The following is a 14,556-nucleotide window of genomic DNA, read 5'->3' as shown; positions in this document are numbered from 1 at the left end:
TCACTGAGAAGTAGCGAAGCGGATTCGAGAATTGGAGGATTTTATGAAGATGAGTAAAAAGATAATTTATGTAACGTTAATTGTAATGATGAGCTTTTTTACAATATTTGCACAAAATAATGTAATGGCCGCAAAAAAAGAAAATAAAGTATATACAATATCAAAGAAAAGCAAATTGATTGACGTAGGTTCACACTTATATTCTACATATGGTTCTGATTATGTGAATAAATATACAAGAGATTGGTATTTGTTCCGCTCATATCTTGAAAAACTTGAGGTGTCAGGAGGAGGAAAATTAATTGTAAAAAAAGGAACATATAATATTACAAATACACTTTGTATTCCGTCAAATGTCAAAATTACATTTGAAGATGGTGTTGTAATTAATAAAACAACAGATACACATACTAAGAAATTCCATGCAGGAGTAACCTTATTTGAATTTGTGCCTGCCGCAAAATATGATAAGAAAAATTGGAGCAAAGAATATAATGGAGTACATGACTCAAGTATGATTGGAAAAGGTAAAGTTACTATTAATACTAATAGCGTATACCAGTCTGTTGCAGTAACAATGTGTCATAATCAGAATATTACTATAAAAGGAATTACATTTGAAAATCTGAACGAATGTCATTTTATTGAATTAGATGCAAGTAAGAATGTGAAAATACTTAATTGCACATTTAGAAATGCAGAAGGATATAATAAAAACAGAGAGGCAATTAATATAGACACACCTGACGATTCTACGGATGGCTTTTCGAAAATATGGGCTAAAAACGATCAAACCCCTAATGTTAAAGTTTTAATTAAAAAATGTAAATTTAATAATGTAATAGTAGCAATTGGAACTCATAGATATAGCGATAATGGTGGAATTGTTTATCATAAAAACATCACCATAGAAGACTGTAATATTAAAAAAGCAAAAAGTTATGGAATAAATTGTTTAGCATGGGCAAATTGTAATATAAGAAATAATAAAATAAACAGTTATGATGAGAGCATAAGGCAAAGAGAAACAAAGAATATAAAAATAAAGAATAATTAAAAGGTTATTTGTAGATTCAGAGTATAAATATATGTATTTAGCATTAGGGAAAGTTCAAATGAATTATGATAAATAATCCATCTCTCTTATTTGCGAAAACGCTTGCTATTTCCAGCATAATATGATAGTAATATATAGGATGAAAATTAAGAAAGTTAAGCAAATAAGAGGCTTTTTGCAGTCGTGGCGGAATTGGTATACGCGCATGATTCAGGTTCATGTTTTCGCAAGAAAGTGTGGGTTCAAGTCCCATCGACTGCATTTGTTTTGATTAAAATTATAACGATTAAAAATACCATTTCAATTTTTGAAATGGTATTTTTAATCGTTATAATGAAAAAAGTTGTAAAAAAATATCTGATACATAGCTGATTTTGTTGTATAATATCAGTTAGTAATTATAGAAATTAACAAAATAAACGAAGTTCGTTTCTAATGAATGCTTTTAACTAATGACCGCCAACCAAATGGAGAGGCAATGCTTATTAATATGAGTGGAGGAACAATATGTTTTATCCTGATGAAATAATAGAAGAAGTAAGAAATCAAAATGACATAGTAGATGTAATAAGTGAATATGTTAAATTACAGAAGAAAGGTGCTAATTATTTTGGACTTTGTCCATTTCATAATGAAAAATCACCGTCTTTTTCTGTTTCTCCGGGAAAACAAATGTATTATTGTTTCGGATGTGGTGAAGGAGGAAATGTTATTTCATTTGTAATGAAATATGAAAACTACTCTTTCATAGAAGCAGTTCAGATGTTAGCTTCCAGAGCAGGAATAGAATTGCCACAGGTTACCAGGTCAAAGGAAGAAAAGGAGAATGCAGATAAAAGATCTCAAATATTAACAATAAACACTTTGGCAGCGAAATTTTATTATTATATGCTTAAATCCGAAAAAGGTGCTTTGGCATATCATTATTTGCGTGGAAGAGAATTGTCAGATAACACAATTACAGGTTTTGGACTTGGATATTCTGATAAATACAGTGATTCATTATATAAATATATGAAAAGCAAAGGATATAAGGATGACATTTTAAAGGAAACAGGATTATTTACATTTGAAGAAAAGGGCGTTCATGATAAATTCTGGAACAGGGTAATGTTTCCTATTATGGATGTAAATAATAAAGTTATTGCCTTTGGTGGAAGAGTTATGGGTGATGGTAAGCCTAAATACTTAAATTCTCCGGAAACAAAGATTTTTGATAAAAGCCGTAATTTATATGGACTTAATATTGCAAGAACAAGCAGAAAGGGTTATTTACTTATCTGTGAGGGATATATGGATGTTATATCTCTTCATCAGGCAGGATTTAATAATGCGGTAGCTGCACTTGGAACATCATTTACTTCAGGTCATGCGTCGCTTATTAAGAGATATGCAAAAGAGGTTGTCCTTACATTTGACAGCGATGGAGCGGGAATAAAAGCGGCTTTAAGAGCCATACCTATTTTAAGAGAAGCCGGACTTTCAATCAAAGTATTAAGCATGAAGCCTTATAAAGACCCTGATGAGTTTATTAAGGCATTAGGACCTGAAGCGTATGAAGAAAGAATAGAGAAGGCTACTAATTATTTTATATTCCAGGTTGGAACACTTATGAACGAATATAATTTATATGATCCATCTGAAAAGACAGAATTTCATAATAAAGTAGCAGATATGCTTTTGGAATTTGAAGATGAGATAGAAAGAAATAACTATCTTGAATCAGTATGCAGAACTTTTAATATTCCGTTAGATGGATTAAGACAGCTTGTCAAGAAGAAAGGTCTTAATTACATTGGAAAGAAACAAAGAGAAGAAAAAGAAACAATTAAGTCAGGAAATAAAGAAAAGGAAGAGGCAGTAGTGCTTGCACAGCAGATTTTGTTAACCTGGCTTATTGAAGAAAAAAATATTTTTGAATGTGTTGCAAAGTATGTTTCGCCTTCAGATTTTTCTGATGATTTTTATAAAAGAGTGGCAGGCATTTTTTGGGCACAGATGGAAGAAAATGAAGCAAATCCTGCAAAAATAATTGACAATTTCCAAGATGAGGATGAGCATAAGAAAGTGGCAGCATTGTTTAATTCGCCACTTATAAATCAAAATCTGACTATGCAGGAAAAGGAAAAAGCAGTTAATGATGCAGTGATTCTTATAAAAAAGAAAAGCCTTGATGACAGGGCAAAAAATGCAACAGATATTTCTGAGATGCAGAATATAATTCAGGCTAAAGCACAGCTTGGAAAAATACACATTACATTAAATTAAATCAGGAGTTGTACAAATGACATTATCAAAAAGACTACAGGCAGTTGCAGACATGGTTACACCGGGATATGTGGTGGCAGACATAGGAACAGATCATGGATATATTCCAATTTATTTAACTAAGAACAAAATCTCACCGAAAGCATATGCAATGGATATTAATAAGGGCCCAATTGATAGGGCGACAGAAAATATCCATATGGAAGAATTGCAGGATAAGATTAAAGCAATTCAGTCAAATGGAATGGAAAAACTTGAGCCGGGCATGGTTCAGTCAGTTGTTATCGCAGGAATGGGTGGAGAACTTATGATTGACATTATAAAAAATTCTCCGGTTATCGGAACGCTTAAAGAGATGATTTTATCACCTCATTCTGATAAGGATTTTGTTAGAAAGAACATGATGGAGAATAATTGGAAAATTATTGATGAAACAATGGTTAAAGATAATGGCAAATATTATACAATTATGAAGGTGGTTCCGGGAAGAGAACAGAACAAATATTCACCGGAAGAATTAATTTATGGAAGATGTTTGATTGAAAAACAAAGTGATGTATTTAAGGAGTTCCTTGATAAAGAATATGAAAAATACACACAGATTTTAGATGTTTTGGATTGTAATGACAGCGTAATAGGACGAAACATTGAAATTCGCCGGTTACGCAAGTTAAACAGAAAGGCAAGGGGTTTGAATGGTTAAAGTCAAAGTAGGTTCTATGGAAAAAGAATATACAAGTAAGACAACATTGTATGAAATTGCTAAAGATTTTAAAAATCAGTATTCAAATGATATTGTTTTAGCAGAATGCGATGGAGTTTTGTGTGAATTATCAAAGAAAGTTGATGAGGACTGTGAAGTTAAGTTTATTACAACGGATACTAAGATTGGTAATGACTGTTACAGACGTTCTATGACATTTTTAATGATGAAAGCATTTTACAAAGTGTGTGACGGTGAGAACATAGACAAAATATCAGTACAGTATTCTGTAAGTAAAGGATATTTTTGTCGAATTTATGGAAAAGTTACAGTTACGCAGAAATTGCTTGATAGTGTTGAAGCTGAAATGAGAGGCTTAGTTGAAAAAGATGTTCTTATAACAAAGGAATCCTTGTCGACAGATGAAGCAATTAAGCTTTTCGGAGAACTTGGAATGTATGACAAGGAAAATTTATTTAAGTACAGAAGATCATCCCGTGTAAATGTATATCATATGGGTGGATTCGATGATTACTATTATGGATATATGACATATTCAACAGGAGTACTTAAATATTTTAAATTAATACAATATGACAATGGTTTTGTGCTTCAGATGCCTACAAAAGAAGAGCCTGATAAGGTGCCTGAATTTAAACCACAGGAAAAGGTATTTGAAGTATTAAAGGAAGCTACACAGTGGGGAGAGATGATGGGGGTTCCTACAATTGGAGCCGTAAATGACAAAATAACAAATGGAACAATCGGAAATATTATGCTTGTTCAGGAAGCTTTGCAGGAAAAGAAAATTGCTGACATTGCGACAGAAATAGCGAATAGACAGGGTGTTAAATTTGTTATGATAGCAGGTCCTTCATCCTCAGGCAAGACTTCATTTTCACATAGATTATCAATTCAGCTTATGGCACAGGGATTAAAGCCACATCCAATTCCGGTTGATAACTTCTTTAAAAATAGAGAAGATACTCCGGTAGATGAAGATGGAAAGTTAGATTATGAAGTGATTGAAGCTTTAGATGTAAAGTTGTTTAACGAGATTATGGAGCGACTTTTAAAAGGTGAAAAGGTTGAAATGCCTGAATTTAATTTCGTTACAGGAAAAAGAGAGTATCACAAAGATTATTTGAAACTTAATGATGACGATATTCTTGTTATAGAAGGAATTCATTGCCTTAATGATAAGATGTCATATTCATTGCCAAATGAATCTAAATTTAAAATTTATGTAAGTGCACTTACACCACTTAATGTAGATGAACATAATAGAATTCCTACAACGGATTTACGTCTTATAAGAAGAATTGTAAGGGATGCAAGAACAAGAGGCACATCTGCTGCAGCAACTATAGAAATGTGGCACCGCGTAAGAAGAGGAGAGGAAAATAATATTTTCCCATATCAGGAATGTGCAGATGCGATATTTAATTCAGCGTTAGTTTATGAACTTGCGGTACTTAAGCAGTATGCTGAACCGGCATTGTTTAGTGTGCCAAAAGATGCAGAAGAATATTTAGAAGCAAAAAGACTTCTTAAGTTTTTAGATTATGTTGTTGGAACTTCAAATGAGAATGTTCCAAACAATTCTTTGCTTAGGGAATTTACAGGTGGAAGTTGCTTTAAAGTATGATTTATGATATTGTAGTTATTTGTGAGTAGGATAAATGGTCGCGGATGCTATTGCCGAAAGGACGCAGACGAGGAAAGTCCGGGCTTCATAGGGCAGGATGCCGGCTAACGGCCGGTGGAGGTGACTCCCAGGAAAGTGCAACAGAGAGCAGACCGCCGGATATTCTCCGGTAAGGGTGAAAGGGCAGTGTAAGAGACTACCGCCTTTTTGGTAACAGAAAGGGCATTGTAAACCCCATTCGAAGCAAGACTGAACAGAAAGCATAAAGTGGCCCGCTTGCTTTCGGGTAGGTCGCTTGAACATATTGGCAACAATATGTCTAGATAGATGACCATTCATGACATAACCCGGCTTACAGTCCTACTCATTAATATAAAAAAATCAGCCAACCCGGCTGATTTTTTAAATTTGCATAGATTATAATTTTTCCCAAAGAATTCCCTGTTTTTCTTCACAGTATTTACAACTGTATAATCCTTTTTCTTTATCAGTTAATATAAATATGTGTTTTAATTCCTGCTCGATAGAAGTAATGCAACGAGGGTTTTTACAGTGAAGAACATTTGTGATTGAATCAGGTAAATGTAATTCTTTTTTATCTGTTAAAACACCGTCTTTTATAATATTTACTGTTATATTGTGGTCGATAAATCCTAAAACATCAAAATCAACAATGTCTAAAGGTCCTTCGACTTTAATTATATCTTTTTTGCCCATAACAGCACTACGTGCATTTTTTATAATGGCAACCTGATAATCTAATTTGTCTAATCCAAGGTATTTGTAAATTGCCATTGCACGACCTGCCTGAATGTGGTCTAATACAAATCCGTTGTTAATCTGGTCTACATTTATCATATTTTCACCTCCAAAAGTGTGAGAATAAGAGCCATACGAACGTAAACTCCGTATTGAACCTGCTTAAAATATACAGCACGTGGGTCGTCATCTACCTCAACAGATATTTCATTTACACGAGGAAGTGGATGAAGTACGAGCATATCATCTTTTGCAAGTTCCATTTTTCTTTTATCTAAAATATAACTGTCTTTCATTCTAATATAGTCTTCTTCGTTAAAGAAACGTTCCTTTTGTACACGTGTCATGTATAAAATATCTAAGTCACTCATAACATCTTCAAGTTTTGTCACTTCTTTAAAAGGTGCACCGGCTTTTGTTAAGTTTTCTCTTATATATTCTGGAACTCGTAATTCCGGTGGTGAGATAAGAACAAATGATATATTTTCATATCTTAAAAGTGCATTTATAAGTGAATGAACTGTTCGTCCGAATTTTAAGTCACCACAAAGACCGATTGTGAGATTGTTTAAACGTCCTTTTAAGGATCTTATTGTCATTAAATCTGTGAGAGTCTGAGTTGGATGCTGATGTCCGCCATCACCTGCGTTGATTACGGGAATAGATGATTTAGATGCTGCAACTAAAGGAGCACCTTCTTTAGGATGACGCATTGCACAAATATCAGCGTAACATGAAATAATTCGAATAGTATCAGAAACACTTTCTCCTTTGGAGGCTGAACTTGAATCAGCTGAAGAAAATCCTAAAACACTGCCACCTAAGTTAATCATGGCAGCCTCAAAACTAAGACGTGTTCTTGTACTTGGTTCATAGAATAAAGTTGCGATTTTTTTACCTTTGCAGGCTTCTTTATATTTGTCTGGGTTCTTTTCAATGTCAGATGCAAGATCAAGTAAATCGTCAAGCTCTTCTACAGAAAAATCCAGAGGACTAATTAAATGTCGCATAAGTTCCTCCTTATCCAATTTTTTTCTACACAATATGATAATGTAATAAGACAAAATATTCAAGTAAAAAAGTGCAAAAATATACAGAAAAATAGAAAAGATTTTAAAGTAAAAAAAAAACTAGTGGAAAAGTTCGTGAAAAAACGAAAATGTGATATAATTAAATCTGATTTCCTTTAAATATAAAAATGAATTTGAGTCTTTATAATAGATGTAATTGATAAAAATAGTGATTGAGATAATTTAGTAGTTATTTAATTTAGAAGGATGGTGTATATTATGGAATTATTTTATGAAACAATAGAAAAAATGTGTACACAGGTAAAAGAAAAACTATCATTAAAAGAATTTTGCAAAAATGAAGAAATAACGGCCATAATTTTAGGCTCAGGATTAGGTGGGTTCGCTAATAATATAGAAGATGTAAAGAGCATTATGTATAGTGAGATAGAAGGTTTCCCTATAACGACAAATACAGGACATAAGGGGAGGATGCTTTTTGGCTATATAAATAATAAGGCGGTAATAGTAATGGAGGGAAGAATTCATTATTATGAAGGATATAGCATGAAAGAAGTAGTGACTCCAATATATTTTATGAAATTAATGGGAACTAAAAAAATAATACTTACAAATGCTGCAGGCGGTATAGGAGACAACTTTGAAGTAGGAAATCTTATGATGATTACAGATCACATTACTTCATTTGTTCCGTCACCTTTAATTGGAAAAAATGATGAAAGATTTGGCTTAAGATTTCCTGATATGTCATGCGTATATAATAAAAAATTGCAACAGGTAATTAGAAGCGTAGCGGATAGAGAGAATATTGAATTAAAAGAAGGTGTTTATTTGCAGACTACCGGACCTAATTATGAAACTCCTGCAGAAATACAAATGTATAAAAAGCTTGGAGCAGATGCAGTTGGAATGAGTACAGCAGTTGAAGCAATGGTTGCAAATTACCTTCAAATAAAAGTGTGTGGTATAAGTTGCATAACAAATAAAGCAGCAGGCTTGTCAGATAAGGAATTAAATGATGAAGAGGTTAAAGAAGTAGCTTCTAAAGTGGCTAAAGATTTTGAAACACTCTTAAAGGGAATTATATAGAATAGAAAATGCCGGGAGATTAAATCCCGGCACTTTTTTATTGCTCCTGTTCATCAGGGTTATCTTTCTTTATAGGATGTATTGTAATTCGAACAGAGTCGATACGTTTATCATCCATTTTTTCTACTTTTAATGTGCAGTTACCAATAGTAACACTGTCGCCAATATCAGGAAGACGCTCAAGGTTTTCGATTATGAGCCCGCCAATTGACTCGTAATGCTCAGAATCAATATCTAACCCTAACTGATCGTTTAAATCATCAAGGTTGATAGAACCTTCAACGATATATTGATTTTCATTTATTTTTCTAATGACACGTTTTTCGTCTTCATCAAATTCGTCTCGTATTTCACCAACAATCTCTTCGATAATATCTTCAAGTGTAATCAACCCTTCAGCTAAACCATATTCATCAAGGACAATACATAGACTTGTGTCATTATCACGCATTTCAATAAGAAGATTGTTAAGTTCTTTTTGTGCGTAAGTATAATAAGGCTCACGCATTAATTCTTCAAGTTTGAAATTATCTTTTGTGACATGATTAATAATCATATCTTTGATATTTATAACACCTATTATGTTGTCAGTGCTGTCTTTATAAACAGGAATTCGTGTAAATTTATCACGTTTAACTAAATCTAACAATTCATCGTAAGTTGTAGTAGTACTTATCATTGATATGTCAACCTTTGGAACCATGATGTCTTTAGCTCTTGCGTCACCAAAATCAAACACATTGTTAATCATGTCTAATTCTTCGGACTCGATGATTCCTTCTTCCTGACTTACATCCATAATTGTTCTTAATTCATCTTCTGTAAAATGAGAAGATTTTGATGACGTATCAACACGTAATATCATTAAAATTAATTTTGAAAAATTATCAATTATAAAAATGATAGGAGTTAAAACAAACATAAGGATTGAAATAACTCTTGCATATGAAAGTGCTACATTTTCTGAATGAATACCGGCAACTGTCTTTGGAATTATTTCACCAAAAATCAATACAACAAAAGTAAGAACGAACGTGCCGATACTTACATATATATTTCCAAATACATTTTGTACAAATAAAGTGGAAATAGCAGAGGCACCTATATTTACTATGTTGTTTCCTATTAAAACGGTGCTAAGCATTTTTGACTGATGCTTTATTACTTTATCAAGGATAATGGCACGTTTATTGCCATCATCAACTAACATACGAATACGCATCTTATTAACTGTTGTTAAAGCCGTTTCTGCAGATGAAAAAAATGCAGATAGTAAAATTAAAACTAATAATACACATAGCATAGCTATGTCACTGGGTCCCACAATATCACTCCTTAATTAAATAAATATTTATGTACATAATTCTATGCGTACATTTAGGATATTGTACAAAATACTAAACTTGATGTCAAGAATGGCGCATATTTTCCTTTTTAAATAAAAATGTATTCCAAATAGTCATATTTTATAAATAATGAAATAGAATTGTAAAAAGCAAAATTGGAAAAAGGAATGAAAGAAACAGTTTTATCAATAATTAAGGTGATTTTTGCACAATTAGTACTTACGGCAGTTGTTATATTGCTGGCTTCGTTTATTACATACAAATTAAAAGTAAGTGATTTTGGGTACAAAGTAATAGTAATGGTAGTATATGGGATAGTTACATTTATTGGTGGGATGATTATAGGAAAAGTAAAAAACAAAAGGAAGTTTTTATGGGGAGCGCTGACAGGTGGAATTTATATAGGAATGATAATGATTGTGGCATTTGCAATAGCACATAATGGAGAGTCTAGTGTGGTGAAAATAGTACCAGCTTTAATAACTTCATTAGCAGGTGGAATGCTTGGAGGAATGGCAGGGTGATGTAGGAAAAACAATATGAAAAAACGTTTTAACTGTATAGTAAAAAATAGTTTGAAAAAATATATTCATGTGTTATAATATTTTTTGAATTGTACAAAAATAAATAAACTGGAGGAATATCATGAAACATATTAAGACATTAACATCAAAAACATTAAAGGAAACAATGAAAAAAGGTGGATGTGGCGAATGTCAGACATCATGTCAGTCAGCATGCAAGACTAGCTGTACAGTAGGAAATCAGACTTGCGAAAATAAATAATTTTATAATGAAGTATGTCTATAACAGAGCCGACGTTTGTCGACTCTGTTATAGTGCGTTATTGCATAAACTTTAAAAAATTATGACATACCATTAAATGGAGAGGAGAAAATACAGTGATTCACCAGTATAAAAGTAATGGTTATAATATCGTATTAGACGTAGAAAGTGGAGCAGTTCATGTTGTAGACGACATTACATACGATGTTATTTCATTATATGAGGAGAATTCTGCTGATGAAATAATTTCTAAATTAAAATCATCATATAATGAGGATGAAATAAGAGAATGTATTTCAGAAGTAAAGGAACTCGTTGAAGATGGACAGCTGTTTACTGAAGATATTTACGAACCATTTGTGGAGAAATTTAAAGAAAAGAGACAGACAGTTGTAAAGGCATTATGCCTTCACATAGCCCATGATTGCAACCTTGCATGTAAGTATTGTTTTGCAGAAGAAGGTGAATATCATGGAAGAAGAGCATTAATGAGTTTTGAAGTCGGAAAGAAAGCTTTGGATTTCTTAGTTGCTAATTCAGGTAACAGAGTTAATCTTGAAGTTGACTTTTTTGGCGGAGAGCCATTGATGAACTGGGATGTAGTTAAGCAGTTAGTTGCGTATGGTCGTTCATTAGAAAAACCAAATAACAAGAAATTTAGATTTACTCTTACAACAAACGGAGTTCTGTTAAACGATGAGGTAATGGAATTCGTAAATAAAGAAATGTCTAATGTTGTATTAAGTCTTGACGGAAGAAAAGAAGTAAACGACAGAATGCGTCCGTTTAGAACAGGAAAAGGCAGTTATGATTTGATAGTGCCTAAATTCCAGAAACTAGCAGAAAGCAGAAATCAGACAAATTACTATATTAGAGGAACATTTACAAGAAATAATTTAGATTTTTCAGAAGATGTTAAGCATTTTGCTGATTTAGGATTTAAGCAGATGTCAATAGAACCTGTAGTCGGACCGGAAGAAGACCCATACTCGATTAGAGAACAGGATCTTCCACAGATTATGGAGGAATATGACAAGTTAGCCCTTGAATATATTGATCGATACAAGAAAGGAAATGGATTTAATTTCTTCCACTTTATGATTGATTTGACACAGGGACCTTGTGTTTATAAGAGATTGTCAGGATGTGGTTCGGGAACGGAATATCTGGCAGTAACGCCATGGGGTGATTTCTATCCATGTCACCAATTTGTTGGAAATGAAGATTTCCTTATGGGAAATGTAGATGAAGGAATTATAAAACCTGAGATTGTAAAAGAATTTGGCAATTGCAATGTATATTCTAAAGAAAAATGTAAAAATTGTTTTGCTAAGTTTTATTGCAGTGGTGGTTGTGCAGCTAATTCTTACAATTTCCATGGCACAATTAATGATGCATATGACATTGGATGTGAAATGCAAAGAAAAAGAGTGGAATGCTCTATAATGATAAAAGCAGCGTTAGCTGATGAATAAGAAAGAGGTTTTATAAAATGAAGAAAATGAACAAGACAAGAGGAATAGTTTATGCCATCTTATCTCTTGTAATTATCGCGTGTCTTGGAGGCATTGTCTTATTTGGTCTTCCAAATTGGAAATGGCTCGGAGCTTACAAGGATAGTGGTAAAGCGGCAAACATCACACAGGGACTTGACCTCAAAGGTGGTGTAAGTGTTACATATCAGGTATCTGATGACAATCCAAAGTGGGATGCAACAGATTTATCTGATACAGTTTATAAGATGCAGCAGAGAGTTAACCAGTTTAGTACTGAAGCTACAGCATACAAAGAAGGGGATGACAGAATTACTGTTGATATCCCTGGTGCAAATGATGCTGATGAAGTAGTTGAACGTTTAGGTAAACCGGGTTCATTATATTTCTGTACAAAGAGTTCTACAGATTTAACAGAAGAACAGTTAGCAGAAACAGATGAAAACGGAAATAAGAAGTATGTTCAGCTTACTGATGGAAATTATGCAGGATACTATCAGATTTGGTTAACAGGTGATGACATTGCAGATGCTCAGGGACAGCAGTCATCTGACAGCAAAACTAAAAAATCTGAAGCAGTAGTTTCATTAACATTTACAGACGAAGGATCAACAAAGTTCTATAACATGACATCACAGTATGTTGGTCAGTCTACATACATTATTTACGATAATGAAGTAATTAGTGCGCCAACTGTTCAGGCAGCAATCAGTGGTGGACAGGCACAGATTGATGGTATGGCAGACATGGATGAAGCTAATAACCTTGCTTCAAATATCAGAATTGGTACATTGAATTTATCATTAGATGAAATCAGCCACAAAGTTGTTAGTGCTCAGCTTGGTTCTGATGCATTAAGCAAGTCAATTAAGGCTGGTATCATTGGATTTATAATAATTATTTTATTCTTATTATTAGTTTACAGAATTGCCGGTGTTGCAGCAAGTTTAGCATTGGTAGTTTTCGTTGAGTTAGAAATGCTTACATTAAACGCTTTTGACTTAACATTATCATTACCTGGTATTGCAGGTATTATTCTTGGTATTGGTATGGCAGTAGATGCTAACGTTATTATTAATGCCAGAATCAGAGAAGAAATTGCTGCAGGAAAGACTGTTAAGAGTGCAATCACAATTGGTTTCGATAAAGCTAAATCAGCTATCGTAGATGGAAATATTACAACACTTATCGCAGCTTTAGTTCTTTTATGGAGAGGTTCAGGTACAGTACAGGGATTTGCTCAGACTTTAGCTATAAGTATTGTATTCCAGTTATTTACATCATTATTTGTATCTAAGTGGTTTGTATGGATTCTTTACTATTTAGGATTCCAGGGCGAAAAGTTCTACGGAAAAGAAAAGACAAGAAAGGCAATTCATTTCTTAAAGAAGAGAGTTGTATTCTTTGCACTTTCAATAATTGTAATCATTGGTGGATTCGCAACAATGATTGGATACTCAGCAGCCGGAAAAGACCCATTCTTCTTAAGCGTTGAATTTAAGGGTGGTAGCTCAGTAACAGTTGACTTTGATAAAGAATATACAATGGATCAGTTTAATGATGAAATTAAACCTGCACTTGTAGATACATTAGGAACATCTGATATTCAGGGACAGAAGGAAACTGGTTCAAATAAATTCGTTATTAAGACAAAGAAACTTGAAGGCGATGAATTTGATGCATTTGAAAAATTATTAATTGAAAAATTTGGTGCCGTAGACAGCAAGGATAATTTCCAGAACACTATGATTTCTGCAACAGTAAGTAAAGAAATGAGAAGTGATGCTGTATGGGCAACAATCATTGCTACAATTTGTATGTTAATTTACATTTGGATTAGATTTAAGGATATCAAGTTTGCTTCAGCAGCTGTAATTGCATTAATTCATGACGTACTTGTTGTTATTGGATTCTATGCAGTATCAAGAGTAGCAGTAGGAACAACATTTATTGCATGTCTTCTTACAATTGTAGGTTACTCTATTAATGCTACAATTGTTATTTTCGATAGAATTAGAGAAAATAAGGCATCAATGAAGCGTGGAGATGACTTAGAAGAATTAGTTGACTTAAGTATCACACAGACACTTACAAGAACAATTTACTCAAATGTAACAACATTTATCATGGTATTTATGATATTTATTATGGGTGTTACATCAATCAAAGAGTTTACATTACCATTAATGGTAGGTTTAGTATGTGGTGCTTACTCATCAGTATGTATAACAGGTGCTGTTTGGTTTGTTCTTACTAAGAAATTTGGAAAGAAAAAAGCTAACTAAAAAACACATAAAATATACTTTATAATAAAATGAACGGGGCTGTAAAAGGTGCCGTTCATTTTGTGTTATGCACAATGAGCCAAATACTTTC

General features: G+C 33.0%; 12 protein-coding genes, 1 tRNA gene and 1 other RNA gene. 11 read left to right on the top strand and 3 right to left on the bottom strand.

All coding sequences use genetic code 11. The features are described 5' to 3' along the window. The first annotated feature begins 43 nt into the window (after positions 1-43). From ABMA45_RS01565 to rnpB, 6 genes are all read left to right on the top strand, one after another. Positions 44-1,057, top strand: a complete 1,014-nt coding sequence (locus tag ABMA45_RS01565) for a hypothetical protein (RefSeq protein WP_022088126.1) — start codon at positions 44-46, stop codon at positions 1,055-1,057. A gap of 177 nt (positions 1,058-1,234) precedes the next feature. Continuing rightward, positions 1,235-1,318, top strand: a tRNA-Leu gene (locus ABMA45_RS01560). Positions 1,319-1,564: 246 nt separating this feature from the next. Further along, entirely contained in the window at positions 1,565-3,325 is a 1,761-nt protein-coding gene (dnaG, locus tag ABMA45_RS01555; RefSeq protein ID WP_022088125.1) for a DNA primase, read from the top strand. A 16-nt stretch (positions 3,326-3,341) separates the two neighbouring features. Continuing rightward, positions 3,342-4,028 (top strand): tRNA (adenine(22)-N(1))-methyltransferase, encoded by a 687-nt coding sequence (locus ABMA45_RS01550; protein WP_022088124.1) that lies wholly within the window; start codon positions 3,342-3,344, stop codon positions 4,026-4,028. After that, entirely contained in the window at positions 4,021-5,676 is a 1,656-nt protein-coding gene (locus ABMA45_RS01545; protein WP_022088123.1) for a nucleoside kinase, read from the top strand. The genes ABMA45_RS01550 and ABMA45_RS01545 overlap by 8 nt, the downstream gene beginning before the upstream one ends. Positions 5,677-5,698: 22 nt before the next feature. Beyond that, positions 5,699-6,047: RNase P RNA component class A (rnpB, locus tag ABMA45_RS01540), an RNA gene on the top strand. 46 nt (positions 6,048-6,093) lie between these two features. Here the strand turns inward: rnpB and ABMA45_RS01535 are convergent. Continuing rightward, positions 6,094-6,534 carry an aspartate carbamoyltransferase regulatory subunit gene (locus tag ABMA45_RS01535; RefSeq protein WP_022088122.1) on the bottom strand — a complete coding sequence of 147 codons (441 nt, stop codon included), beginning with the start codon at positions 6,532-6,534 and terminating at the stop codon, positions 6,094-6,096. Beyond that, a complete protein-coding gene (pyrB, locus tag ABMA45_RS01530; RefSeq protein ID WP_022088121.1) occupies positions 6,531-7,445 on the bottom strand; it encodes an aspartate carbamoyltransferase in 915 nt (304 codons plus the stop codon). The genes ABMA45_RS01535 and pyrB overlap by 4 nt, the downstream gene beginning before the upstream one ends. A gap of 279 nt (positions 7,446-7,724) precedes the next feature. On the opposite strand from pyrB, the gene ABMA45_RS01525 reads away from it, so the two are divergent. Continuing rightward, positions 7,725-8,555, top strand: a complete 831-nt coding sequence (locus tag ABMA45_RS01525; protein WP_022088120.1) for a purine-nucleoside phosphorylase — start codon at positions 7,725-7,727, stop codon at positions 8,553-8,555. A 37-nt stretch (positions 8,556-8,592) separates the two neighbouring features. Here ABMA45_RS01525 and ABMA45_RS01520 read toward each other — a convergent pair whose 3' ends face one another. Beyond that, positions 8,593-9,879 carry an HlyC/CorC family transporter gene (locus ABMA45_RS01520; RefSeq protein WP_022088119.1) on the bottom strand — a complete coding sequence of 429 codons (1,287 nt, stop codon included), beginning with the start codon at positions 9,877-9,879 and terminating at the stop codon, positions 8,593-8,595. Positions 9,880-10,068: 189 nt separating this feature from the next. Between ABMA45_RS01520 and ABMA45_RS01515 the strand changes: the two genes are divergently transcribed. From ABMA45_RS01515 to ABMA45_RS01500, 4 genes are all read left to right on the top strand, one after another. Then, on the top strand, positions 10,069-10,425 hold the full coding sequence (locus tag ABMA45_RS01515) for a TIGR04086 family membrane protein (protein WP_022088118.1): 357 nt from the start codon (positions 10,069-10,071) through the stop codon (positions 10,423-10,425). Positions 10,426-10,546: 121 nt separating this feature from the next. Continuing rightward, positions 10,547-10,687: a six-cysteine ranthipeptide SCIFF gene (scfA, locus tag ABMA45_RS01510; RefSeq protein ID WP_022088117.1), complete on the top strand. Its 141-nt coding sequence runs from the start codon at positions 10,547-10,549 to the stop codon at positions 10,685-10,687. 116 nt (positions 10,688-10,803) lie between these two features. Continuing rightward, positions 10,804-12,162 carry a thioether cross-link-forming SCIFF peptide maturase gene (gene scfB / locus ABMA45_RS01505; protein WP_022088116.1) on the top strand — a complete coding sequence of 453 codons (1,359 nt, stop codon included), beginning with the start codon at positions 10,804-10,806 and terminating at the stop codon, positions 12,160-12,162. Positions 12,163-12,179: 17 nt separating this feature from the next. Beyond that, positions 12,180-14,465: a protein translocase subunit SecDF gene (locus ABMA45_RS01500; RefSeq protein WP_022088115.1), complete on the top strand. Its 2,286-nt coding sequence runs from the start codon at positions 12,180-12,182 to the stop codon at positions 14,463-14,465. The last annotated feature ends 91 nt before the right edge of the window (positions 14,466-14,556 follow it).

The sequence above is a fragment of the Eubacterium sp. CAG:156 genome (genome assembly GCF_000434315.1).
In the GTDB taxonomy this organism is placed as follows: Bacteria; Bacillota; Clostridia; order Lachnospirales; family Lachnospiraceae; genus Eubacterium_U; species Eubacterium_U album.
The sequence above is the reverse complement of the archived record's forward strand: the minus strand, read 5'-3'. Positions and strand labels throughout refer to the sequence as shown.